The following is a 24,106-nucleotide window of genomic DNA, read 5'->3' as shown; positions in this document are numbered from 1 at the left end:
CAACGGATCCGAGGAACCCGTGCGGGAGGTGTGCGCTCCCGGCCGCCTCGCGACTCAGGGGGTCGGCGCCCCGAACCGGGCCAGGTAGTGCCAGACCTTCTTCACGTCCTGCGGGTCGTGGTCCCCGGAACCCGCCGCCGCCTGGACGATCCGGGGGTCGAGGAACCCGTCGACGGATATCCGGGCGCCGAGCTCGACGTACTCGGGTCCCCGGAAGCCGGGGTGCCGCCGCAGCTCCTCGACGGAGAGCCGGAAGCCGCCGTGCCACTCGACGGCGCACGGCAGCCGCCGGGCGGCCGCCTCGACCTCCGTACCCCGGTGGCTGGGGTCCAGGACCAGCGCCTCGACATCGCGCCCGATCACGACGGGGCCGTGGACATGCGCCTCGACGTAGTCGTCGAGCGGATCCTTCCCGTCGGCCTCGGCGAGGGCGACCAGGCGCATGCGGGAGGCGACGCCGAAGTCGGTGGGCTCCAGGACGCTGTCGGGGTAGCAGAAGGACGCCCGCTGCAGGGTCGCCGCCGTCAGCCGCAGATGGGCGGAGCCGAAGCGGGGCGCGGCGCCGACGGGGCGGCGGCGGAAGTCCAGGGCGCCGTAGACCGGTCGCGCGTGCGCGGGGGCCTCGTCGTACGCCCCGCCGAAGATCCGGCTCTCCCACCGCCGGCGGTCCCCGCCGGGCCGGGCGGTGAGGCCGCCGTTGCTGGTGCCGGTGACGAACTGGGAGTGGTAGACGCCGTCGTCCGCGAGCCGGTCGAGGAAGTGCGGGTGGAAGTTGAGCGTGACCCGCAGGTGGGGGTCGAGCGGATCGCCCGTGGAGCGGTCGGCGACATGGGCGAGGGCCCGGTGGGCGTGGTCGTCCAAGCGCGTCATCGGGGCAGTGTGCCCGAGGGGCGGGACTTGCGGCCCGGGGTTTCCGCTGGCTACGGTCGGGGAGTGGATGACAGAAAGCGCTTTCTGTGGCTTGGGTCACCTCCGCGGTCCATTCGTCTGTCCGTCTGTCCATCCATCCGTCCGGTCGTCCGTTCGTCCGCCCAGCCCTCGCCCCGGGAGTCCCTCGCGTGCCCACCGCCGACGTGCTGATCTACACCCGCACAGCGGGCTACCGCCACGACTCCATCCCCGCGGGCGCCGCCGCCCTCGCCGGGATCGCCCGCGAGCGCGGCTGGAGCGCCGAGGTCACCGAGGACCCGGCCGCCTTCACGCCCGAGCGGCTCGCCGGGTGCGCCGCCGTCGTGCTCCTCTCCACCACGGGCAACGTCCTGACGCCCGAGGGCCGCGCCGCCTTCGAGGCGTACCTCCGCGGCGGCGGCGCCCTCCTGGCCGTCCACGCGGCGGCCAACGCCGAGCCGGACTGGCCCTTCTACGGGGAGCTCCTGGGCACCCGCTTCGACGGCCACCCGGAGATCCAGCCGGGCACGGTTCTCGTGGACGCCCACGACCACCCGGCGACGGCGCCGCTCCCGGGCCGCTGGGCCTGGACCGACGAGTGGTACAACTTCACGGCCAATCCGCGCGGGTCCGGCGTACGGGTCCTCGCGCGGGCCGACGAGAGCTCGTACCGCGGTGGCACCCTCGGCGACGACCACCCGCTGGTGTGGTGCCGCGAGGTGGACCGGGGGCGCGTCTTCTTCACCGCGCTCGGGCACGCATCGGAGGCGTACGACGACCCGGCCTTCCGCGCACACCTGGGCGGCGCCCTGGCGTGGCTGACCGCCTGACGGCGCTTGCTCCGCCCCCGCCGGTGGCCCGACCGCCCCGTCACACCGCCATCCAGTCCCCACCATCCAGTCCCCGCCGTCCCGTCACCCCACCGCCCCGCCCCTGTTGCGCCGCCGCGCCCGGCGCGGGAGGTTTCCGGTGGGGGCCGATGGCAGGAGGAGAGACGTCATGGGCATCGCCACGGTGAACCCGGCGACCGGCGAGACGCTGCGTACCTACGAGGCCCACGGGCCCGAGGAGGTCGAGCGGCGCATCGCCGCCGCGCACGAGGCCTACCGCCAGTACCGCACCACCTCCTTCGCCGAGCGCGCCCGTCTGATGCGGGCCGCCGCCACCCTGCTCGACGAGGACGGCGATGACATCGCCCGCACCATGACCGTCGAGATGGGCAAACCGATCGCCGCCGCCCGCGCCGAGGCCGCCAAGTGCGCCAAGGCCATGCGCTGGTACGCCGGCAAGGCCGAGGAGCTGCTCGCCGACGAGCATCCCGCCGAGAGCGACGTCCAGGACTCCGGCGCGGACCTGGCCCGCGTCCACTACCGGCCCCTCGGCCCGATCCTCGCCGTCATGCCGTGGAACTTCCCGCTCTGGCAGGTGATCCGCTTCGCCGCGCCCGCGCTCATGGCCGGCAACACCGGCCTCCTCAAGCACGCCTCCAACGTGCCGAGGACCGCGCTCTACCTCGGCGACCTGTTCCGCCGGGCCGGCTACGCGGACGGCTGCTTCCAGACGCTCCTCATCGGCTCCCGGGACGTCGAGGCCGTCCTCCGGGACCCGCGGGTCGTGGCCGCCACCCTCACCGGCAGTGAACCCGCGGGCCGGGCCGTGGCCGCCGTCGCGGGGGACGAGGTCAAGAAGACCGTCCTGGAGCTGGGCGGCAGCGACCCGTACATCGTCATGCCCTCCGCCGACATCGTGCGGGCGGTGAAGACCGCCGTCACCGCGCGCGTGCAGAACAACGGCCAGTCCTGCATCGCCGCCAAGCGGTTCATCGTCCACCAGGACGTCTACGACGACTTCGCCGAGCGCTTCGCCGCCGCCATGAACGCCCTCACCGTGGGAGACCCCCTCGACGAGTCCACCGACGTCGGCCCCCTCGCCACCGAACAGGGCCGCACCGACCTGGAGGCCCTCGTCGACGACGCCGTGCACCGGGGCGCGGTCGTCCTGTGCGGTGGTGGCCGCCCGGAGGCCGAGGCGCTCCGGCGGGGCTGGTACTACCGGCCCACCGTGCTCACCGGGATCACCCCCGAGATGCGGATCCACCAGGAGGAGACGTTCGGTCCGGTCGCCACCGTCTACCCGGTGCGGGACATCGAGGAGGCCGTGGCGGTCGCCAACGACAGCCCGTTCGGGCTGAGTTCGAACGTCTGGACCCGCAAGGACGAGGACGTCGCCTTCTTCGTCCGCGATCTGGAGGCGGGCGGGGTCTTCGTCAACGGCATGACCGCCTCCCACCCGGCGCTCCCCTTCGGCGGGATCAAGCGCTCCGGCTACGGCCGCGAACTCGCCGGCCACGGCATCCGCGAGTTCTGCAACGCGACCACGGTCTGGCAGCGCGCCTGACCCGCGCCACCTCTTCGGACACCCGCACCACCTCGGGCCCGCGCCACCTCGGGCCCGCGCCGGCTCAGGCCCGCTCCACCTCGGGCCCGCACCACCTCGGGCCCGTTCCACCTCGGGCCCTCAGGCCCGCGTCCACTCCAACAGCCGCTCCGCCGACCAGGTGTTGATCACCCGGTCCTCCGGTACCCCGCACTCCTCGGCCCGGGCGCAGCCGAGGAGCTGCCACGCCAGCTGGCCCGGCGCGTGCGCGTCCGTGTCGATAGCGAAGTACGCCCCCGCGTCGACCGCGAGCCGCAGCAGCGCGCGCGGGGGATCGAGGCGCTCCGGACGGCTGTTGATCTCCACGGCCGTGCCCGCCTCCGCGCACGCGGCGAAGACCCGTTCCGCGTCGAACTCGGACGCGGGGCGCAGCCGCCCGCCCGCCACGAGCCGCCCCGTGCAGTGCCCCAGCACGTCCACCAGCGGGTCGCGGACGGCCCGTTCGAGCCGGCGGGTCATCGTCCGCGCGTCCATCCGCAGCTTCGAGTGCACCGATCCGACCACCACGTCCAGGCGTTCGAGCAGCCCGGGCTCCTGGTCGAGCGAACCGTCCTCCAGGATGTCGCACTCGATCCCGGTGAGGAGACGGAAGGGCGCCCACTCCTCGTTCAGCCGCGCCACCACGTCCAGTTGCTCCCGCAGCCGCTCCGGCGACAGCCCCCGCGCCACCGTGAGCCGGGGCGAGTGATCCGTCAGCACCGCCCACTCGTGCCCGAGGTCCGCCGCCGCACGGCCCATGGACTCGATCGTGGCGCCACCGTCGGACCAGTCCGAATGGAGGTGGCAGTCGCCGCGCAGGGCCGCCCGCAGCGCCTCGCCGCCACCGTCCGCCGGCTCCAAGGGCCGTAGCGTCGTCTCGAGTTCCGCTTCCAGCCGGGCCAGGTACTCCGGCACCCGGCCCTCCAGCGCCTCGCGCACCACCGCCGCCGTCTTCGGCCCGAGCCCCTTCACCGACTCCAGGGTGCCCGCCGCCGCGCGCCGGGCCGCGTCGCCCTCCGGCAGGGCGTCGACGGCGGCGGAGGCCGTACGGAACGCCCGAGCCCGGTATCCCGGCGCCTGGGCGCGCTCCAGCAGGAACGCGATCCGGTTCAGGGCGGCCACGGGGTCCACGCCGTCCTCCTCACCCACCGCCCGGGGCGGTGTCGACCGCGACCGGCACCGGCTCGATCTCGCACCAGACCGCCTTGCCCTCGCCGCGCGGCTCGACCCCCCATCGGGACGCGAGCGCGTCCAGGAGGAGCAGCCCCCGGCCCGAGGTGGCCGCCTCACCGGGGGTACGCCGACGGGGCCAGGCGCTCGACCGGTCCTGCACCGACAGCCTTACCCGCCGCACCGGTTCGGGCAGCACCTCCAGGGTGAGCACCGCGCCGCCCTCGGTGTGCAGCAGGACGTTGACGAGCAGCTCGCCGGTCAACAGCTCCGCGTCGTCGGCCAGTTCCGGCAGCCCCCAGTCGCGCAGCGCCTGCCCCACGGCCGCCCGCGCGTCCGACAGGCCCTGCGGGTCGGCCTGGTGGATGTACTGGTGGATCCGCGGCGCCCGGGGCGTGCCGGGGTCCGGGCTGCGCCGCAGCACGAGCAGGGCCACGTCGTCGCCCGACCCCCACCGCTCCCACAGCCGCTCGGAGAGATGGTCGGCGAGGGCCTCCGCCTGCGGCGGGCCGCTGCGGATCGCGTCGGAGAGCGCGTCGAGACCCGCGTCGATGTCGGAGCCGGGCTGTTCCACGAGTCCGTCCGTGCACAGCACGAGCGTCTCCCCGGGCACCAGGTCCAGCCGCGTCTCAGGGAACTCCTCGTCCCCGAACACGGTCGCCAGACCCAGCGGCAGGCCGCCCCGCAGCTTGGGCTGCCCGACCCGCCCGTCGGTGTGCCGGATCAGCGGACCGAGGTGCCCGGCCCGTACGGCGCGCAGCGTGCCGTTCGCCAGGTCCACCTGCGCGTAGGTGCAGGTCGCGAAGCGGTTGGTGTCCAGCTCGGCGAGGAAGCGCGAGGCCCGGGCGAGGACCGTCGACGGGGCGTGCCCCTCACCCGCGTACGCCCGCAGCGCGATCCGCAGCTGGCCCATGATGGCGGCCGCGTGGGTGTCGTGCCCCTGCACGTCGCCGACGACGATCCCGACCCGGCCGCGGGGCAGCGGGATCACGTCGTACCAGTCGCCGCCGACCTGCCGCCCGCTCCATGCCGCGTGGTAGCGCACGGCGATCTCGCCGCCGGCGATCTCGGGGATCCGGCGCGGCAGCATCGTCGCCTGGAGCCCCGTCGCGAGCTCCCGCTCCTCGTCGAAGAGGATGGCCCGCTGGAGCGACTGGGCGACGATCGCGGCGAGACCGAGCGCGAGATTGCGTTCGTCGGCGTTGAAGGACGAACGGCCCCGGTAGAACAGCGCCATGCCGCCCAGCGAGCGGGCCTGCGCCACCAGGGGGAGGTAGCAGGCGGACCGGAACTGGAGCCGCGAGAGGTACGGGGCCAGCTCGGGGAACTCCAGCCCGAGCGACTGGAACGAGGAGACGAACCGCGGCCGGCCGCTCAGCACCGTCTCGGCCAGCGGCAGCCCCCGGTCGAGCCGGCGGCTGCGGAAGTCGTTCAGGACGTCGAGGGACTCGCCGCTGAGCGCGATCACGTTGAGCGAACCGTTCTCGACGAGCCCGAGCGCGAGCCCCTCCGCGCCGAGCCGGGCGAGCCCGCCGGGGCCGGTCAGGGCGGCGGTCACGTCGTCCACCGTCACCGCCCGCGACAGCGCGTTCGTCGTCCGCTCGACGATGCTCGTCTGCAGCTCGCGCCGCTTCTCCAGCTCCAGCACGAAGGCGGTGTGCGTGACCTCGGCGGTCGTGTCCCGTACGACACCGACGATCCGCTGGGCCCGTCCGTTCGGCTTGCGCAGGATCCGGGCCTGGACATGCGTCCAGTGGGGTGCGCCTTCGTCCTGCGGGATCGGGAAGTGCGCGGTGTACGAGACGGAGCCACTCTTCACGGCCTCCCGGACGATGCCTTCGAGCCGGGTCCGTTCCTCGGGGGCCAGCCGCGCGACGAGGGTCGCAGGGCGCCCGTCGTAGGCGTCCGGGGCCAGCCCGAAGACCAGCAGCCCGGACTCGTCGACATCGATCGTTCCCGTGTCGAGATCCCAGTCGAAGCTGCCGGTCCGGTTCATGGCGAGCCGCTCGGCGGGCCCGATCTCGCCATTGCGCGTACGCCGGTCGTCGTCGGTCATCCCCCCCATTGTCGAACCAGCACCCCGCGGACGCCATGGCGGTGACACGGCGTGGCGCGAGTTCGCCTCGAGGGCGGGCGCGCCGTGCCCCTCACCGGGCGGGGCAGAATGGGCCGGTGCAGCCGCCCTACCGTGTTCTCGGTCCCTGTCAGGCGCTCCGTACCGACGACGGGACGGAGGCCGCCCTGAGCGGTCCCAGGCTCCGGGCGCTGCTCACCGCGCTCGCCGCGGCCGCCGGCCGGCCGATGAGCGCCGGCGCGCTCATCGCCCAGGTGTGGGCCGACGACGACCCGGCCGGGGACCAGGACCGTACGGCCGCGCTCCAGGCGCTCGTCGGCCGGCTGCGCAGGGCCCTCGGGCACGAGGCGGTCGCCACGGCGCCCGGAGGCGGCTACCGGCTGGCCGCCGGCCCCGACGAGGTCGACCTCCACCGCTTCGAACGGCTCGCCGCCGAGGGCGCGGCCGCCCTCTCGGCCGGGGACGCCGGGCGGGCCACCGTCCTCCTCGACGAGGCCCTCGCCCTGTGGCGGGGGCCCGCCCTCGCGGACCTGCCCGGCCGGGAGGCCGACCCCCTGGTCGTACGCCTCGAACAGCGGCACACGCAGGCGCGCCGCGACCGGCTGGCCGCCGAGCTGGCCCTGGGGCGGGCCACGGAGGTCCTCGCACCGCTCGCGGCCCTCGCCGCCGGGCACCCGCTCGACGAGCCCCTCCAGGCGCTGCGGATCCGGGCCCTGCGGGCCGCCGGACGTCCCGCCGAGGCACTGGCGGCGTACGAGAAGGTGCGCGCGGGCCTCGCGGACCGGCTGGGCACGGACCCGGGCCCCGAGCTGCGGGCCCTGCACGGCGAACTGCTCGGTACCTCCGCACCGGGTCCGGCACCGGCACGCGCGCAGGCACCGGCGTCGCCGGGGCCGGCACCGCAGCACGCGCCTGCCCCAGCGCACGTGCCCGCCCCAGCGCAGGAATCGGGGCCGTCGCACGCGCCTGCCCCGGCGCAGGAACCGGCGCACGTGCCCGCCCCGGCGCGCACTCCCGCCCCGGCGCTCGGGTCCCGGCATGCCCCAGGCCTGCCCGCCCGGCTGACCTCGTTCATCGGCCGGGACGACGAACTGGGTGCCCTCGCCGCCGAGTGGGCCGACCGGCGGCTCGTCACCCTCACCGGACCGGGCGGCGTCGGCAAGACCCGGCTCGCCGTCGAGGCGGCCGAGGCCTACGAGGACGGCCCGGTGCACCTCGCCGAACTCGCCTCCGTACGGGAGGAGTCCACGGTCGCCGCCGCCGTCCTCAGCGCGCTCGGTGCCCGCGAGACCCAGCTCTGGAACGGCCCGGCCGTCTCCGAGTCGGCCGGGCCGAAAGGCCCGCTCGCCCACCTGGTCGAGTACTGCGCCGGGCGGCGCATGCTGCTCGTCCTCGACAACTGCGAGCACGTGATCGACGCGGCGGCGGAGCTCACGCAGACGCTTCTCACCCGGTGCCCCGGCGTGACCGTCCTGGCGACGAGCCGGGAGCCGTTGGGGGTGCCGGGGGAGGTGGTGCGTCCGTTGGGGCCGTTGCCGGTGGGGATGGCGTTGCGGCTGCTGGGTGAGCGGGGTGCGGCGGCGCGGCCGGGTTTCCGGGTGGCGGATGACGCGGGGGCGGCGGAGGAGGTGTGTCGTCGTCTGGACGGGTTGCCGTTGGCGATCGAGCTGGCGGCTGCGCGGTTGCGGATGCTGTCGGTGCGGCAGATCGCGGACCGTCTTGACGATCGTTTCCGGTTGCTGACCTCGGGTGCGCGGACGGTGTTGCCGCGTCAGCAGACCTTGCGGGCGGTGGTGGACTGGTCGTGGGAGCTGTTGGACGGGGCGGAGCGGGCGGTGCTGCGGCGGCTCGCGGTGTTCACGGGCGGGTGTGATCTGGCGGCGGCGGAGACGGTGTGCGCCGACGGCGAGGGTGACGGGGAGGCCGGGCCGGACGTTCTGGACGTGCTGGGTGCTCTTGTCGACAAGTCGCTCGTCGTCGCGGGGCCGGGTCCCGAGGGCGAGGGGATGCGGTTCCGGCTGCTTGAGACGGTGGCGGAGTACGCGGGGGAGCGGCTGGACGAGGCGGGCGAGCGGGCCGCGACCGAGCGGCGCCATCTCGCGTACTACCGCGAGCTGGCCCGCCGTACCGACCCCGAACTCCGCGGCCCCGGACAGGCGGAGGCCATCGCCCGCCTGGAGCGCGAGCACGGCAACCTGCGGAGCGCCCTGCGGACCGCCGTGGCGATCGGCGACGAGCAGGAGGCGCTCTGCCTCGTCCACTCACTGAGTTGGTTCTGGCAACTGCGGAACCACGGGACGGACGCCCGGACCTGGGCGGCGGCCGCGGCCCGGCTCGGACCCGACCCGTTCGCGGAGCCCGTCCGTCCCGCCGAACCGTTCGACGGCCGCTGCGTCGACGTACCGCCGCCGTGGACCGGTGAACGGCTCTGGGAGGCCCGGCGCGGGGGACACCTCTACGTGCTCGCGACCGAGGGCGGTGAGGGCGCCACCTCGCTCGAACGGCCCGAGACCCGCGCCCGGCTCACCGCCCTCGTCACCGCCTACCGCCCCGGCCTCCCGCAGACCTGCCGCCAGCCGGGGACGATGTGGTTCTTCGCCCGCCTGATGACGGGCGAGCTGACCGACCTCGACGAGACCCTGACGCTGATCGTCTCAGCCTGCCGCGACCTCGGCACCGGCTGGGACCTCGGCTTCGCCCTCCTCATGCGGGGCAAACTCCTCGGTCACGGACCCGAGGACGCCGGCGGGGCACTCGCCCTCTTCGAGGCCGCCGGCGACTCCTGGGGCATCGCGGAGTCCCTCTCCGCCCGGGGCGAGGCCTACGAGTGCGCCGGACGGCTCACCGAGGCCGCCGCCGACTTCGAGCGGGCCACCCATGCAGCCGCCCGCGTGGGCGCGCGTTCCCAGGTGCCCGTCTTCACCGCCCGCCTCGCGGCCGTACGGCTCCGGCTCCGTCCGGAGGGCGACGAGGCGGCCGAGCGGCTCCTGGCCGAGGCCGCCGACGAGGCGGGACAGTGGGGTGCCGACGCCGCCGGCGCCGCCCGGCTGCTGCTCGCCCAGCACTACGGCCACACCGGTCGCGCGGCCCTGGCCCGCGCCCAGCTCTCCCGGCTCGAGGGCGAGTTCGGCGACAACACCCCGGCGCTCTTCTGGGGCCTCGTGGGCGGGATGTGGGCCTGGCTCGACTGCCTGGACGGCGCCTACGACCGGGCGTTGGACCGCCTCGCCCGCGCCGTCGTGGACGTGGAGACCCTCGCCCACCTGGTGGCGCCCCACCTCGTCGTCGTCCAGTTCGCGACGGCGGCCTGGGCCCGCGGCGGACGGGGCGGCCCGGGCGACGCCGAGACCGGGGCCGGGCTCCTCGGCGCGTACGACACCCACGTCGGCTCCGGGGCCAGTGGCGGCTTCCGCCCGTTCGCCCCCCAGACGGAGGCCGAGATCCGCGCCCGCGCCGAGGAGACGCTCCGCGCGGCCCTCACCCCGGAGACGTACATCCGTCACTACGAGGAGGGCGCCGGTCTCGCCGTGGAGACCGCCGCGGCCCTCGTCCGGCTGCCGAAGGAGATCCTGGGCACCTGATCGCCACGCGTACCGCATCACGTCCCGACCGTGGCTGGGACGGCGTTCCCGCTCAGTCGGCCGCCAGGCGTTCCCGAGCCCGCGAGGTCCTCGGGGGTGGGGGCGTCGTCCTGGGTGAGGCGGCGGCGCCAGTAGCCGGTGAAGTGGAGGTAACGGCGGTCGACGCCGCGCTCCTCCAGGAGGTGCCCTGGACGTACGCGAGGGCCCGCCGACCCGCCGGGAGCGCGGTGACGACGGTGGCGAGCGCGGGCAGCGCGCAGGCGTCGGCGTACAGGAGCGTCCAGTCGCCCGCGCCGGGATCGGCGGGGCCAGGGACGGGCCACCGAGGGTGATCCGCAGCGTGCGCGGGGTGATCCGGCGGACGGCGGCCACGCGGAGGTGCCGACACGCCACCGCCGGCCGTCGCCGTCCCGGATGCGCTCCCGCCGACAGGACACGAGAATGGCCAGTGCCGGAAGAACACGTAGGAGGCGCTATGAACGCTGAGCCCGACAAGACGTCCGCGGGGGACCTTCCGACGCCCGACCGGCTGCTCCATGCCGGTTCGGAGCGCCCGTTCGATCCGGAGGACCTGATCCTGGCCTCCGGCCGTGACGTGAATCCGAAGACCCTCGCCTGGGCCGAACGCCGTATCGCGGAGAAGGGGCGCGCCTCCATGGACGAGCTCCTGCCGTAGTCCGCAGGGCAGGGCCCAGCCGCCCACTCTCCCGTTTCGCCCCGGATCGGTCCTTCCGATCCGGGGCTTCGGGCTGTCCGGTGTCGCCCCGAGGCTTCCGCATTTGTGGAACACGTTCTACCGTGGCCGCCGTCGCGCGAGTCGCCCCACGCGCCGCGCGTCGCAGAGCACCTCACGGGCATGCGACCGCACCTCACCACATGCCACCGCACCGCACCGAGGACGCCACAGGACGCCGAAGGGCGCGCCGCCACGGGAGGCCCCCATGCACCTCGAGTACACGCCCGCCCAGAACCGCCTGCGCGCCGAGCTGCGGGCGTACTTCGCCGAACTCGTCCCGGACGACGTCCACACCCGTTACGAGGACCCCGCCGCCCAGAAGCGCTTCTACCGGGAGACCGTGCGCCGACTGGGCGGCGACGGCTGGCTCGGGGTCGGCTGGCCCACCGAGTACGGCGGCCGCGGGCTCTCCCCGATGGAGCAGTTCATCTTCTTCGACGAGGCCGCCCAGGCCGGGGTGCCCCTCCCGCTGATGGCCCTCAACACGGTCGGCCCGACGATCATGCGGTACGGCACCGAGGAGCAGAAGGCGTACTTCCTGCCCCGGATCCTCTCCGGCGAGATCGACTTCGCCATCGGCTACAGCGAGCCCGACGCGGGCACCGACCTCGCCGCCCTCAAGACCCGCGCGGTACGGGAGGGCGACGAGACCACCGGCCACTACACGGTGAACGGCCAGAAGATCTGGACCACCAACGGCGACACCGCCGACTGGGTCTGGCTCGCCGTCCGCACCGATGTCGACGCCCCGCCCCACAAGGGCATCACCATGCTGCTCGTCCCGACGAGCGACCCCGGGTACTCCTGCACCATCATCAACACCCTTGCCTCGCACGACACCACGGCCAGCTACTACGACAACGTCCGCGTCCCGGCCTCGCGCCGCGTCGGCGAGGAGAACAAGGGCTGGCGGCTCATCACCAACCAGCTCAACCACGAACGCGTCACCCTTGCCGCGCACGGGACCATGGCCATCCGCGCCCTCCACGACGTCCAGCGCTGGGCCGCCGCGACGACGCTCACCGACGGCCGCCGCGTCCTCGACCTCCCCTGGGTCCGGCGCACCCTCGCCCGTACCCACGCCCGGCTCGACGCGATGAAGCTCCTCAACTGGCAGATGGTGAACGCCGTCCAGCACGGCACGCTCACCCCGCAGGACGCCTCCGCGGTCAAGGTCTACGGCTCCGAGGCCCGCCGCGACGCCTACGCCGCCCTCATGGAGGTCGTCGGCTCGGCGGGCGCGCTCAAGGAGGGCTCGGCGGGCGCGGTCCTCCACGGCGAACTGGAGCGCGGCTACCGCTCCGCAGTCATCTTCACCTTCGGCGGCGGCAACAACGAGATCCAGCGCGAGATCATCTCCTGGATCGGCCTGGGAATGCCCCGCGTCCGCCGGTGACCGCGTTCAGGTTCCGTGACGGGGTCGACCTGGAACCGCCAGCCGTGTGATGAGGGGCGCCGGTTCGCACCCTGCGCCCTGCCGACACACCACCGATGTGCTCAGCCCGGTCGCACGAGGGCCGGAAGCTGCAGCGGATCAGCCGAACCGCGAAGGACCCGGGTGAAACTCCGTCGGGCGATCGTGGTGCTGATGTCCATCCAAGGCCAGACGGCCAAGGGCCTCACCACACTGATGCAGGTCGGCGAGGACTACGTCCGCGGCCCGCGCAGGGTCAGCGGTACTCGCAGAGGTAGGCGGTCTCCACCGCGACCTTGAGCTGGAACCTGCTGTCTCCGGGGACCTTGAAGTGGTCCCCGGAGGCGAAGGTCTCCCAATCGTCGGCGCCGGGCAGCCTGACCGTGAGAGCGCCGCTGACCACGTGCATGATCTCCGGAGCGGCGGTGCCGAACTCGTATTCTCCGGGAGCCATGACGCCGATGGTCGCCGGGCCTTGCTCCTGGGTGAACGCGATCGACTTGACCGTGCCGTCGAAGTACTCGTTGACCGTAAACATGGGCATCCTCGTGGAATCAGGCAGAAGAGGTGGCCGGGGCATCGCGTACCGGCCACCGGTAGGGGAACTTTAACGCCGCGGGGGCAGCCGACAAATCGCCCCCTCGGTCGGTCTCACGTGCTGGACGGAGCAGGGGGGGCTCGCCGGCGGCCTCTCCGAGTGGGGAGCCGATGACCAGTGCCGCGGCCATTCCGTCGGCGCCCGTGACGGCTGTCGCGCCGAGGAACTGGGCCACCGCCGTCGCGATGTCTCCCAGCGTCCCGAGGACTCCGGACACCTCCCATTCCTTGCGTACGGTGAGCCGTGCGTCGCGGGCGAAGGTAAGCCGGTTCTGCCGGATGGCCTCGTTACGGCCGTCCTCGGACCAGGGCGCCGACCATCACACCGCGTTGTCACGAGCATCTCTCGTCGGCATCGAGGGCGATGGGGAGTGGGCCCAGCTCCTGCCCGTCAGGTCCGCCAACGCGACGGACAGGAGCTGGTGTTCAGGGGGCGTGCGGGTGGAGGGCTGAGCGGGGACCGGGCGGTGAGGAGGGCGGCGGTGTATCGGCGGGTCCGGAGCCTCTGGCGATGACCGCGCGGATGTCGTCGCCGCCGGTGGCGGTCGGGTCCGTCGCGGGACTCACGCCTCCTGCTTCGCGTCGATCTCGGCGATGAGGCCCTCGATGAGGACCTTGATCTCGTCGCGGATCGGGCGGACGGCCTCGACGCCCTGGCCGGCCGGGTCCTCCAGGGCCCAGTCCAGGTACTTCTTGCCGGGGAAGATCGGGCAGGCGTCGCCGCAGCCCATGGTGATGACGTAGTCCGACGCCTGGACGGCCTCGGTGGTGAGCACCTTCGGCCTCTGGTCGGAGATGTCGATGCCGATCTCCCTCATCGCCTCGACCGCGGCCGGGTTGACCCGGTCGCCCGGGACCGAGCCGGCGGAGCGGACCTCGATGCGGTCGCCGCCGAGGTGGTTCAGGAACCCGGCGGCCATCTGGGAGCGGCCCGCGTTGTGGACGCAGACGAAGAGCACGGAGGCGAGCGGAGCGGTGGTCATCGGTTCTTCCTTGCCGGCAAGAGGTCAGCCCCGGCTGGTATCAGCAGCGAGTGATGTGAGAGTATCAGTCCATGATGACGTCAGTCGACGCTGACCTGATCCGGGTTCTGGCCGATCCCCTCAGGCTCCAGATCGTGACCCTGCTCGCCCGCGAGACCCTCTGCACCACCCACCTCGTCGAGGAGACGGGTGCCCGGCAGACCAACCTCTCCAACCACCTGCGCGTCCTGCGCGAGGCCGGTGTGGTGGAGACCGAGCCCTGCGGTCGCTTCACGTACTACCGCCTGAAGCCGGACGTCATCGCCCAGCTCGCCGGCCAGTTCGCCGACCTGGCCGAGTCCACCCGTACCGCTGCCGAGAACAAGAGGGCCTGTCCGTGACCCCCACCCAAGCGCCCGCTCCGGCGGCGGATTCCCCGGTCGTCGCGAAGCTGTCGACACTCGACCGCTTCCTCGCCGTCTGGATCCTCCTCGCCATGGGCCTCGGCCTCGGGCTCGGGCGGCTGATCCCCGGCCTGAACGACGTCCTGGCCAAGGTCGAGATCGGCGGTATCTCGCTCCCCATCGCCGTCGGCCTGCTGATCATGATGTACCCGGTCCTCGCCAAGGTCCGGTACGACAAGCTCGACGCCGTCACCGGCGACCGGAGGCTCATGGTCTCGTCGCTCGTCGTCAACTGGATCCTCGGCCCGGCACTCATGTTCGCCCTCGCCTGGATCTTCCTGCCGGACCTGCCCGAGTACCGCACCGGCCTGATCATCGTCGGCCTGGCCCGCTGCATCGCCATGGTGATCATCTGGAACGACCTGGCCTGCGGCGACCGCGAGGCGGCCGCGGTCCTCGTCGCCCTGAACTCGGTCTTCCAGGTCATCGCCTTCGGTGCCCTGGGCTGGTTCTACCTCGACCTGCTGCCCGGCTGGCTGGGCCTCGGCGAGGGCGAGACGCTCGACATCTCGATGTGGAAGATCGCCCTGAACGTCGTCATCTTCCTCGGCGTCCCGCTGGTGGCCGGATTCCTCACCCGCCGGATCGGTGAGAAGAAGATGGGCCGGGCGTCGTACGAGACGAAGTTCCTGCCGAAGATCGGGCCGTGGGCGCTCTACGGCCTGCTCTTCACGATCGTCATCCTCTTCGCCCTCCAGGGGAAGACGATCACCTCGCAGCCGCTGGACGTCGCGAGGATCGCGCTGCCGCTCCTCGTCTACTTCGCGGTCATGTGGTTCGGCACCTTCGCGCTGGGCAAGGCCATCGGGCTGAACTACGACCGCACCGCCACCCTCGCCTTCACCGCCGCCGGCAACAACTTCGAGCTCGCCATCGCCGTCGCCATCGCCACCTTCGGCGTCACCTCCGGGCAGGCCCTCTCCGGAGTGGTCGGCCCCCTCATCGAGGTCCCGGTCCTGGTGGCGCTCGTGTACATGTCGCTGGCCTGGCGCAAGAAGTTCGCCCCCGCCCAGCACTAGGGCCTGTCCGGCGGATCACGGCCGGGGCCGCGGCGTCTGGTCCGCCGGACAGGCCCTAGCCCCACCACGTCACTCCTCGGCGCCTCGCCCCTCCGACCGGGCGAGGCACCGTCGTACGAAGGGAAGCCGGAGAGATGAGCAGCTCACTCGACGTCGTCGTGATCGGCGGCGGACAGGCGGGACTTGCCGCCGGCTACCACCTGCGTCGCCTCGGCGGCCTCGACTTCGCCGTCCTGGACGCTCAGCCCACGCCGGGCGGGGCCTGGCAGCACACGTGGGACTCGCTCCACCTCTTCTCGCCGGCCGCGTACTCCTCCCTGCCCGGCCGCCTCATGCCGCCGCAGCAGGGGGAGACGTACCCCGACGCCGGCCACGTCGTCGAGTACCTGACCGACTACGAGCGGCGTTACGAGCTCCCCGTCCACCGGCCCGTCCGGGTCCGGGCGGTCCACCGCGACGGCGAGCTCCTTCGTGTCGAGACCGACTCCGGAACCTGGCGCGCCCGCGCCGTCGTCAGTGCCACCGGAACGTGGTCACGGCCCTTCATCCCCGCCGTCGCCGGCCGTGACGTGTTCCGGGGGCGACAGCTCCACACCGTCGAGTACCGCACTCCCCGCGACTTCGCCGGAATGCGGGTCGCCGTCGTCGGAGGCGGGAACTCCGGAGCGCAGATCGCCGCCGATCTCGCGTACGGCGCCGACCTCACCTGGGTCACGCAGCGGCCCGCGCGGTTCCTCGCCGACGACATCGACGGCCGCGCTCTCTTCGACCACGCCACCGCCCGCCGCCGGGCCCTCGACGAAGGCCGCGCCGACGGCGGGGGAGTCGCTTCGCTCGGCGACATCGTGGCCGTACCTCCCGTGCGCGAAGCCCGTGATGCCGGACTCCTCAAGGCCCAGCCGATGTTCACGCGTGTGACGGGGACCGGTGTCGAATGGGCCGACGGTACGCGGGCCGAGGTCGACGCGATCATCTGGTGCACGGGCTTCCGTCCCGCTCTCGCCCACCTCGCCCCGCTCGGGCTCCGCGGTCCTCGTGGACACATCCCCACCCAGGGAACGGAAGCGGTCGGAGAGCCCCGTCTGCATCTGCTCGGATACGGAGACTGGACCGGTCCCGCCTCGGCCACCCTTGTCGGCGTCGGCCGTCCCGCCCGCGAAGCCGCTCGCAGTATCGCGGCCCTCCTGCGATGAGACCGCGAGGGTGAACGGATGGTGAACGCCTGACGGATATCGTTCCTCGGATTCGCCGTTCGATCTTGTCGGCTCGTATGGTGTCCGGATGGCGATTCCGTTGGCGGACATACCGATCGAGGATCTGAGCGGGGAGCGCTGTGTGCCGTGCTCCCCGGGACGACTGATCGACCGCGACGAAGTCGAGTCGCTGACCGCCCAGTTGAAGGCGATCGCCGACCAGACCCGTCTGCAGATCATCCACCTCATCGACCAGGCGCCGGCCGGCGAGCTCTGCGTCTGCGACCTGACCGAGTCGCTCGACCTGGCCCAGCCGACGGTGAGCCGCCACCTGAAGATCCTCACGACCGCGGGGCTGCTGCGCCGTGAACAGCGCGGAACCTGGGCCTGGTTCTCGATTCGCTGGGACGCTCTTCAGGAGCTCCGGAAGCGGGCTTTCCCGCGAGGTGCCGACAGCTCACCGTTCTGACGGCTCACCGTTCTGACCGCTCCGCCTCCAGCTCTGGCTCCGCCTCCGGCGGCTGCTCAGCGCGTCGGTCGCGTCGAGTCGATCTCCTCGACGAGGTTCTCGACGAGTCCCCTGATGGCGTCGCGGATGGGGCGCACCGCCTCCACTCCCTGCCCGGCCGGGTCGTCGAGCTTCCAGTCGAGATAACGCTTGCCCGGGAAGACCTCGCAGGTGTCACCGCAGCCCATCGTGACGCACACGTCCGACTCGCTGACGGCCTCGGTGGTGAGGATCTTGGGGACCTCCGCGGACATGTCGATGCCGACTTCTCGCATCGCCTCGACGGCCGCCGGATTCACGGTCGCGGCCGGAGCGGAGCCCGCCGAACGGACCTCGATCCGGTCTCCGGCCAGGTGGCGAAGCCACGCGGCGGCCATCTGGGACCGGCCCGCGTTGTGAATGCAGACGAACAGGACAGAGGGCATCCGAGACACCTACTTCTCTTCAAGTGGCTTGTAAAGCATGGGTGTTCAGAATCGTGTGGTTGACACTGGTTGTACTCGGTGTGTCACGATCGGGCCATGCTGACGTCGGTGAACGCGGAACTGCTCAGGGCCCTGTCCGACCCTCTGCGGCTTCGCATCGTGTGCCTGCTTGCCAGTGAGTCGCTGTGTACGACTCACCTCGTCGAGGAGACGGGCGCACGGCAGACGAACCTGTCGAACCATCTCCGGGTTCTCCGGGAAGCGGGCGTCGTGGAGACCGAGCCCTGCGGGCGCTTCACCTACTACCGACTTCGCCCCGAGGCGCTGGCGGATCTGGCGACGTTCTTCGGCGGCCTGGCCGACGGAGGCCGTGAGGCCGCCGCGGCCCGACGTCCCTGCGGCTGAAAGCCCGGCCGCTTCGCCTTCGGAGCGTCCGCACCGTCTCGACGTCCACTCGCCCGTGACCCATCGGGCGGCGGATCGTGATCCGTGCGCGAACGTTACTCCCTGCCCGCCTCTGTGGCGACCCCTGTGCGAGCGGCTTGGTGCGTCGGTGATCAGGCCGGTGATCGCGCCGGACAGGTTGAACTCGGGACCAACTCCCGCGCGGGAATCATCGATGATTGCCGATTGATTTCCGCCACGTGACGCATTCCCGCGACGGCCCTTCGTGGCCGTGGCGGCGAAATCCGCAGAGAGCGCAAGGAGTGCGGCCGCCCTTGGTTCTTACCGCGTCTATCTGCATGAACGCGCCATCTAGGTGACGTGACGGGATTTCACAAGCACCCACAGAGGCGGGCGAATCGGGGCAGCGGCGTCGTGCGGCGATGACGCCGGGTAAGGGGCCCCTTCGGCCATTCATCGATCTATTGACATACATCGCTTAACGCTGGCAGGGTTCCGGCCGTCGGCCGACAGTGCCGTTGCCGATCAGGGTTCCGACCCGGCCCGATCCAGACCCGTCACATTCCTTGATCACTCCCTGGGGGGGAAGTGTGAGCCATCCCCGTGTCCTCGTTGCCTCCGCGTTCGAAGCGGAGCTCCAACCACTGACGTCCGCGTGTGCGGCCGCCGCCCTGCAGCACCACGGCGCCGACGTCGTCGGCTGGGACGCGCACCTGCTTCCCGACGCCCTTCCGGAAGGCCCCTTCGACCTCACGCTCGTCTCGGTCCAGCAGTTCGAGGGCCTGGAGCGCGGGATCGCCCTGGCGCGGAGGGTCTCGGAGGCGTACGGCACCACGGTCGTGACCTTCGGCCAGTACGCGCAGATGAACCACCGGGAGTTCCTCGACGTCGCCGACGGCATCATCATGGAGGAGCCCGAGCTCATCAGCGAGGAGCTGGCCCAGCTCGCCGCCGGCACCCTCGCGCTCGACGCGGTGCCCGCCCTGATGACCCGTACGGGCATGCGGCCCAAGCCCCCGCGCCGGCGCATCTCCGTCACCAAGCCCGCCCGCGACCTCTTCCCTTCGCTCGTGCACTACCCGGCGCACCACTCGCCGTTCGGCCTGATGGGCAACATCGAGGCGTCCCGCGGCTGCCACCACAAGTGCACGTACTGCTCCGTCTACGGCGCGTACGACGGTGGTGTCGCCGCCTACGACGCCGACAGCGTCCTGGCCGACGCCCTGCAGCTCGCGGAGGAGGGCGTCCGGCACTTCTGCTTCATCGACGCCGAGTTCTTCAACTCCCGCACCATCGGCATCGGTGTGGTCGAGCGGCTCGTCGAGGCCATCGGTCCGATCACGTTCGAGTTCACGACGCGCGTCGACCACGTCCTCGACTACACCAAGGAGCTGGAGAAGCTCGTCTCGCTCGGGCTGCGCCGCGTCACCTGCGCGCTGGAGTTCCCCTCCAACCGCATCCTGCGCATCTTCGACAAGCACATCGACGTCGACCACATGCGCGAGGCGGTCGCCGAGGCCGAGCGGATCGGCTTCGAGCTGTACCCGACGTTCATCCCGTTCACCCCGTGGATCGAGTACGAGGAGCTCCTCGGCTTCGAGGACTGGCTGGTCGAGACGGGCCTCGCCCGCGTCACCGACCCCACCGCCCTGCAGACCCGACTGCTGCTGTTCAAGGGCTCACCGCTGCTCTCCTCGCCGTGGATGGAGGACATCGCCACCGTCGACCGCGGCTTCTGGGTGGAGTGGACGCACCCCGACAAGCGCGTCGAGGAGCTCTGGCAGGAGCGCCGGACCGACGCCGAGGACGCGGGCAAGATCCGCTGCTGCGTGAAGTGCTGACCCACCCGCTCACAAGACAAGGACACTGACATGGGTGGATCACCCCGCGTCGTCATCTCCACCGGCCAGGCCCTCCCGGACATGGACTGGACCGGCGAACTGGCAGGGCTCACCGACTCGTGGCCGTACCTCGGACCCACCTGGCTCCGCGCCACGGAGAAGGTGCTCCCGGACGTCCAGCCCTGGCACACCCTCGCCCACCGCGCCCGCGGCGAGCTGGCCCTCCTCCCCGGCTACGTCCTCACCACCCCGCCGGTCGTCGACCACGAACCGCGCACCTACCTCGGGTGGCAGGCGCCCTCCGGCGAAGAGGTGTGCTGCGGTGCCGAGACCGACGCGGCGCGCAGCGCCGAGGTCGACGCCCTGGGCACCGAGCCCTTCTTCCCGACGCTCCTGCTCGGCTCCCCGCTGGGCTACCGCACCGAGGTCGCCTACAACTTCTGGACCCCCACCCTGATGGGCGCCATCGTCGACAAGCTGGTGCCCGCCGCCTTCGAGGCCGGCATCCGCTGCATCGTCGCCCCCTGGATCCCCAGCCGGCGCGGCAACGACGCCCTGGTCGACGCCCTCGACGCCGCCGGCGCGTCCAGCACCTTCTGGGGTTACGAGGACTTCATGAGCCTCGACGCGCCGAACTGGGAAGGACACCTCGCCGCCCTGCCGCTGAAGAAGCGCCAGCGCATCAAGGGCGACGTGCGCCGCGCCGAAGCCGCCGGCGTGACGATCGAGCGGGTCGACGGCACCGACATCCGCCCCTACATCGCCCGCATCGCCGAACTCACCTGCCTCAACCGGGAGAAGAACGGCGCAGGCGAGGAGCCCGAGCACATCGTCGGCATCCTCTCCGCGCTCATCGACGAGGGCGCGGACGTCCGCGCCTACCTCGGCTACAAGGACGGCGCGCTCGTCGCCACCTGCGTCACCATCCGCAAGAACCACCGCCTCTTCCCGAAGTGGGCCGGCTTCGACTACGCCGCGATCGGCGAGCGCAGCGGCATCTACTTCGCCCTCGTCCTCGACGCGCCCGTCCGCGACGCCTACGCCGAGGGACTGCGCACCGTCGAGTTCGGCGCCGGAGCCCACCAGGCGAAGGCCCTGCGCGGCTGCACCCCGCGCGAAGTCACCACCTCGATGCTGCTCTCCGACCCGGCGCTGCGCCCGCAGGCGAACGCCTGGCTCGCCGCCTTCGGGAACAGCCGGCGCGTCGCGTTCGGCGCCGCGTCCCCCGCCCCGGCCCCGCCCGCGAACCTGCCCCTCCTGGGCGGCTCCGGCGACAGCGGCTGCTGCGCCTGACCCCGCCCGGCTCACGACCAGGCCGACAAGGACGACAAGGACGAGAAGGACCACATGATCACCTTCATACCCCTGACCGGATTCCTCGGGGCGGGCAAGACCACGACCATGACCGCCGCCGCCCTGGCGCTCCAGGCGCAGGGCCGCAAGGTCGCCGTCATCACCAACGACCAGGGCGTCGAACTGGTCGACACCAAGCTCGTACGGAGCAAGCTCGACAGCGTCGCCGAGGTCACCGGCGGCTGTTTCTGCTGCAAGTTCGAGGACCTCGTCGAGGCCATCGTCGCGCTGGTCGCCTCCGACGGCGTCGACACCGTCATCGCCGAGGCCGTCGGCAGCTGCACGGACCTCCAGGCCACCGTCGTACGGCCGCTGCGTCAGTACTACGGCGACGACATGGTCGTCGCCCCCCTGACCACCGTCGTCGACCCGCTGCGGCACCTGGCCTTCGCCCGCGCGGCCGAGCGGGGCGAGCCGGAGTCGGACCTGTCGTACCTCTTCCGTCAGCAGGTCACCGAGGCCGACGTCATCGCCGTGAACAAGCTGGACACCATCAAGGCGGACCGGGCCGAGGAGCTCCTCGCCTCGCTGCGCGAGAGCAACCCGAAGGCGACCGTCGTCGGATACTCCGCCACCACCGGCGCCCACCTGGAGACTCTGCTCGACGCGTGGCAGGCGCCGGCCACCAACGAGGACGTCGTCCTCGACATCGACTACGACCGCTACGCGGCCGCCGAGGCCCAGCTCGCCTGGATGAACCAGGAGCTCGACCTCACCGCCGCCGAGGACGGGTTCGACGCGACCGCCTGGGCCCGCACCGTCCTGGAGGGCCTGTCCGCCTGGTCGGCGGAGCACGACGCGGTGATCGGCCACGCCAAGATCACCGTGGAGACGGCCGACGGCGACTTCGCCAAGCTCAGCCTCACCGAGTCCGGCGCGCGGCCCACGCTCGACCGCGCCGCCGAGGCCGACGCTCCGACCGGCCGGGCCGTCGTCAACGCCCGGGTCGCCTGCGAGCCCGACGCCCTGGACGCGGCCGTGACGGAGGCGGTCAAGGCCGCCGACCTCGCCACCGCCGTCACCTCCTCGGCGACCACCCCGGTGTCGTTCAAGCCCTCCTACCCGCGCCCCGTGCACCGCCTCGCCCCCGCCGGCGCCTGACCGAGAAGGACCACCTGTCATGAGCGAGACCACCACCGCCGGCAGCCTGCAGGAAGAGGTCCGGGAGTACTACCGGGCCAAGGCCGCCGAAGCCGAGACGAGCGGCGCCTGCTGCTCGCCCGACCCGCAGACCTTCGGCCCCGCCGCGTACGACGAGATCGGGCCCGGCACCGCGCCCGACGCCGCCCTGCTCGCCAGCCTCGGCTGCGGCAACCCGAGCGCCGTCGCCGAACTGCGCGAGGGCGAGACGGTCCTGGACCTCGGCTCCGGCGGCGGCCTGGACGTCATCCTCAGCGCCCGGCGCGTCGGCCCCGACGGTCGCGTCTTCGGCCTGGACTTCCTGGAGGAGATGCTCGCCCTCGCCGCCCGCAACGTCGCCGACGCCGAGATCGACAACGTCGTCCTCCTCAAGGGCACGATCGAGTCCATCCCGCTGCCCGCCGACACCGTCGACGTGATCATCTCCAACTGCGTGATCAACCTGTCGCTGAACAAGCCCGCCGTGTTCGCCGAGATGGCACGCGTCCTCACCCCCGGCGGCCGCCTCGGCATCAGCGACGTCGTCGCCGAGGACCGGCTCAGCCCCGAGGAGCGGGCCGAGCGCGGCGGACACAGCCAGTGCATCGCCGGCGCGCTGTCGGTCGCCGAGTACAAGGAACTCCTCGACGCGGTGGGCCTCAAGGACGCCGAGGTCGTCTTCACCCAGGAGGCCGCCGACGGCCTCCACGCCGCGATCATCCGCGCCCACAAGCCCGTCAGCGGCGACGCCGAGGCGCAGGAGTGCGCCCCCGGCGGCTCGTGCTGCTGACGCGTCCCAGCACCCACCACTCACCCATGGCCGCGCCGCTCGTAGCGGCCACTCCCAGGGAGACACCGCCATGTCTTTCACCGTCGTACTCGTGTTCATACTGGTCGCGGCGCTCGCCGCGGCCAACGGCAGCAACGACGTCCCCAAGGGTGTCGCCACCCTCGCCGGCGCCGGCGTGACGAACTACCGCACCGCCATCATGTGGGGCACCGCGACCACCCTGGTCGGGTGCGTCTGTTCGCTCGCGCTCGCCGACAAGATGACCAAGCTCTTCTCCAAGGGCATCGTCACGGCCGAGCCGACCGAGGCGTTCGCCGTGGCCGTCCTCGCCGGCGCGGTCAGCTGGGTGGCGCTCGCCACCGTCCTGCGTCTGCCGGTGTCCACCACCCACGCCCTGATCGGCGCGCTCCTCGGCGCCGGCCTGCTGCTGGCCTCGGACTCCATCGCCTGGAGCGCGATCCCGCAGAAGCTCCTCATCCCGCTGCTCACCAGCATCGGAGTCGCCTACGGAATCTCGCTGATCCTCGCGCTCGTCGTCGGCCGCTTCAGTGGACGCAAGGCCACGCCCGCCGCGGGCACCGGGGAGCAGGCGAAGCCCACGGCCACCGGTGACGGCGGCACCGTTCTCGCCGCCGAGCGGGTGGCCACGCAGACCGCCGAGGCCACCGAGCCCACCACCGGCAGCCGCGTCCTGACCGCCGCGCACTGGCTCACCAGCGGCGCAACCGGCTTCGCACGCGGCCTCAACGACACCCCGAAGATCGTCGCCATCGGCGCCTTCGCGCTCATCCCGGCCGGCATGACGACCTGGCAGATCATGATCCTGGTCGCCGCCGCCATGGCCGTGGGCTCCCTCACCGGTGGCATGCGCATCGCCCAGCGCCTGGGCGAGGGCGTCATCAAGATGAACCACAAGGAAGGGTTCCTGGCCAACCTCACCACCGCCACGCTCGTGGGACTGGGAGCCGGCTACGGCCTGCCCATGTCCACCACGCACACGTCGACCGGCGCGATCGCCGGATCGGCCGGACCCAACCTGAGCCGCCTCAGCGGCAAGACCCTCCGGCACTTCCTGATCGCCTGGCTCGTCACCCCGCCGTTCGCCGCGGCCGTCGCGGCGGTGGTCTTCCTGGTGGTCCGCTGAGGATCACC

General features: G+C 72.4%; 21 protein-coding genes. 15 read left to right on the top strand and 6 right to left on the bottom strand.

Annotation, left to right across the window (positions count from 1 at the left end):
- Positions 1–54: 54 nt before the first annotated feature.
- A complete protein-coding gene (locus OG361_RS02220; protein ID WP_405851563.1) occupies positions 55–870 on the bottom strand; it encodes a DUF3626 domain-containing protein in 816 nt (271 codons plus the stop codon).
- 188 nt (positions 871–1,058) lie between these two features.
- On the opposite strand from OG361_RS02220, the gene OG361_RS02215 reads away from it, so the two are divergent.
- Together OG361_RS02215 and OG361_RS02210 are read left to right on the top strand one after the other, a co-directional pair.
- Positions 1,059–1,718: a ThuA domain-containing protein gene (locus OG361_RS02215; RefSeq protein WP_405851562.1), complete on the top strand. Its 660-nt coding sequence runs from the start codon at positions 1,059–1,061 to the stop codon at positions 1,716–1,718.
- Between the two features lie 169 nt (positions 1,719–1,887).
- The gene (locus tag OG361_RS02210; RefSeq protein ID WP_405851561.1) at positions 1,888–3,285 is read left to right on the top strand and encodes an NADP-dependent succinic semialdehyde dehydrogenase; all 1,398 of its coding nucleotides are present in this window, start codon (positions 1,888–1,890) and stop codon (positions 3,283–3,285) included.
- Positions 3,286–3,405: 120 nt separating this feature from the next.
- On the opposite strand, the gene OG361_RS02205 is transcribed toward OG361_RS02210, so the two are convergent.
- Together OG361_RS02205 and OG361_RS02200 are read right to left on the bottom strand one after the other, a co-directional pair.
- Entirely contained in the window at positions 3,406–4,434 is a 1,029-nt protein-coding gene (locus tag OG361_RS02205; protein ID WP_405851560.1) for a PHP domain-containing protein, read from the bottom strand.
- 10 nt (positions 4,435–4,444) lie between these two features.
- Positions 4,445–6,529, bottom strand: a complete 2,085-nt coding sequence (locus OG361_RS02200; protein WP_384559295.1) for a SpoIIE family protein phosphatase — start codon at positions 6,527–6,529, stop codon at positions 4,445–4,447.
- Positions 6,530–6,645: 116 nt separating this feature from the next.
- Here OG361_RS02200 and OG361_RS02195 point away from each other — a divergent pair, with 116 nt between their 5' ends.
- The 3 genes from OG361_RS02195 (at position 6,646) to OG361_RS02185 (ending at position 12,260) form a co-directional block, all read left to right on the top strand.
- The gene (locus OG361_RS02195) at positions 6,646–10,128 is read left to right on the top strand and encodes an AfsR/SARP family transcriptional regulator (RefSeq protein WP_405851559.1); all 3,483 of its coding nucleotides are present in this window, start codon (positions 6,646–6,648) and stop codon (positions 10,126–10,128) included.
- Positions 10,129–10,603: 475 nt separating this feature from the next.
- The gene (locus OG361_RS02190) at positions 10,604–10,804 is read left to right on the top strand and encodes a hypothetical protein (RefSeq protein WP_384559286.1); all 201 of its coding nucleotides are present in this window, start codon (positions 10,604–10,606) and stop codon (positions 10,802–10,804) included.
- Between the two features lie 265 nt (positions 10,805–11,069).
- Positions 11,070–12,260, top strand: a complete 1,191-nt coding sequence (locus OG361_RS02185) for an acyl-CoA dehydrogenase family protein (protein ID WP_405851557.1) — start codon at positions 11,070–11,072, stop codon at positions 12,258–12,260.
- 274 nt (positions 12,261–12,534) lie between these two features.
- Here OG361_RS02185 and OG361_RS02180 read toward each other — a convergent pair whose 3' ends face one another.
- Entirely contained in the window at positions 12,535–12,816 is a 282-nt protein-coding gene (locus OG361_RS02180) for a pyrimidine/purine nucleoside phosphorylase (RefSeq protein WP_405851556.1), read from the bottom strand.
- A gap of 622 nt (positions 12,817–13,438) precedes the next feature.
- The gene (locus tag OG361_RS02175) at positions 13,439–13,858 is read right to left on the bottom strand and encodes an arsenate reductase ArsC (RefSeq protein ID WP_405851555.1); all 420 of its coding nucleotides are present in this window, start codon (positions 13,856–13,858) and stop codon (positions 13,439–13,441) included.
- A 71-nt stretch (positions 13,859–13,929) separates the two neighbouring features.
- Between OG361_RS02175 and OG361_RS02170 the strand changes: the two genes are divergently transcribed.
- The 4 genes from OG361_RS02170 (at position 13,930) to OG361_RS02155 (ending at position 16,982) form a co-directional block, all read left to right on the top strand.
- The gene (locus OG361_RS02170; RefSeq protein WP_405851554.1) at positions 13,930–14,238 is read left to right on the top strand and encodes an ArsR/SmtB family transcription factor; all 309 of its coding nucleotides are present in this window, start codon (positions 13,930–13,932) and stop codon (positions 14,236–14,238) included.
- Positions 14,235–15,320: an ACR3 family arsenite efflux transporter gene (gene arsB, locus OG361_RS02165; RefSeq protein WP_405851553.1), complete on the top strand. Its 1,086-nt coding sequence runs from the start codon at positions 14,235–14,237 to the stop codon at positions 15,318–15,320. Before OG361_RS02170 ends, arsB begins: the two co-directional genes overlap by 4 nt.
- Before the next feature lie 134 nt (positions 15,321–15,454).
- On the top strand, positions 15,455–16,513 hold the full coding sequence (locus OG361_RS02160; RefSeq protein ID WP_405851552.1) for an ArsO family NAD(P)H-dependent flavin-containing monooxygenase: 1,059 nt from the start codon (positions 15,455–15,457) through the stop codon (positions 16,511–16,513).
- An 88-nt stretch (positions 16,514–16,601) separates the two neighbouring features.
- On the top strand, positions 16,602–16,982 hold the full coding sequence (locus OG361_RS02155; protein ID WP_405851551.1) for an ArsR/SmtB family transcription factor: 381 nt from the start codon (positions 16,602–16,604) through the stop codon (positions 16,980–16,982).
- A 56-nt stretch (positions 16,983–17,038) separates the two neighbouring features.
- On the opposite strand, the gene OG361_RS02150 is transcribed toward OG361_RS02155, so the two are convergent.
- Complete coding sequence (locus tag OG361_RS02150) at positions 17,039–17,455, bottom strand: arsenate reductase ArsC (protein ID WP_405851550.1); 417 nt, start codon at positions 17,453–17,455, stop codon at positions 17,039–17,041.
- 87 nt (positions 17,456–17,542) lie between these two features.
- Between OG361_RS02150 and OG361_RS02145 the strand changes: the two genes are divergently transcribed.
- From OG361_RS02145 to OG361_RS02120, 6 genes are all read left to right on the top strand, one after another.
- Complete coding sequence (locus OG361_RS02145; protein ID WP_405851549.1) at positions 17,543–17,851, top strand: ArsR/SmtB family transcription factor; 309 nt, start codon at positions 17,543–17,545, stop codon at positions 17,849–17,851.
- Positions 17,852–18,441: 590 nt separating this feature from the next.
- Complete coding sequence (locus OG361_RS02140) at positions 18,442–19,692, top strand: RCCLKC-tail radical SAM protein (protein WP_405851548.1); 1,251 nt, start codon at positions 18,442–18,444, stop codon at positions 19,690–19,692.
- Positions 19,693–19,722: 30 nt separating this feature from the next.
- Positions 19,723–20,985 carry a GNAT family N-acetyltransferase gene (locus OG361_RS02135; protein ID WP_405851547.1) on the top strand — a complete coding sequence of 421 codons (1,263 nt, stop codon included), beginning with the start codon at positions 19,723–19,725 and terminating at the stop codon, positions 20,983–20,985.
- Between the two features lie 54 nt (positions 20,986–21,039).
- The gene (locus OG361_RS02130; protein WP_405851546.1) at positions 21,040–22,146 is read left to right on the top strand and encodes a GTP-binding protein; all 1,107 of its coding nucleotides are present in this window, start codon (positions 21,040–21,042) and stop codon (positions 22,144–22,146) included.
- 19 nt (positions 22,147–22,165) lie between these two features.
- The gene (locus OG361_RS02125; RefSeq protein ID WP_405851545.1) at positions 22,166–22,954 is read left to right on the top strand and encodes a methyltransferase domain-containing protein; all 789 of its coding nucleotides are present in this window, start codon (positions 22,166–22,168) and stop codon (positions 22,952–22,954) included.
- A gap of 70 nt (positions 22,955–23,024) precedes the next feature.
- Positions 23,025–24,098, top strand: a complete 1,074-nt coding sequence (locus OG361_RS02120) for an inorganic phosphate transporter (RefSeq protein WP_405851544.1) — start codon at positions 23,025–23,027, stop codon at positions 24,096–24,098.
- Positions 24,099–24,106 lie beyond the last annotated feature (8 nt).

Origin of the sequence: Streptomyces sp. NBC_00090, assembly GCF_045160815.1 — a bacterium.
Lineage (GTDB): Bacteria > Actinomycetota > Actinomycetes > Streptomycetales > Streptomycetaceae > Streptomyces.
The sequence above is the reverse complement of the archived record's forward strand: the minus strand, read 5'-3'. Positions and strand labels throughout refer to the sequence as shown.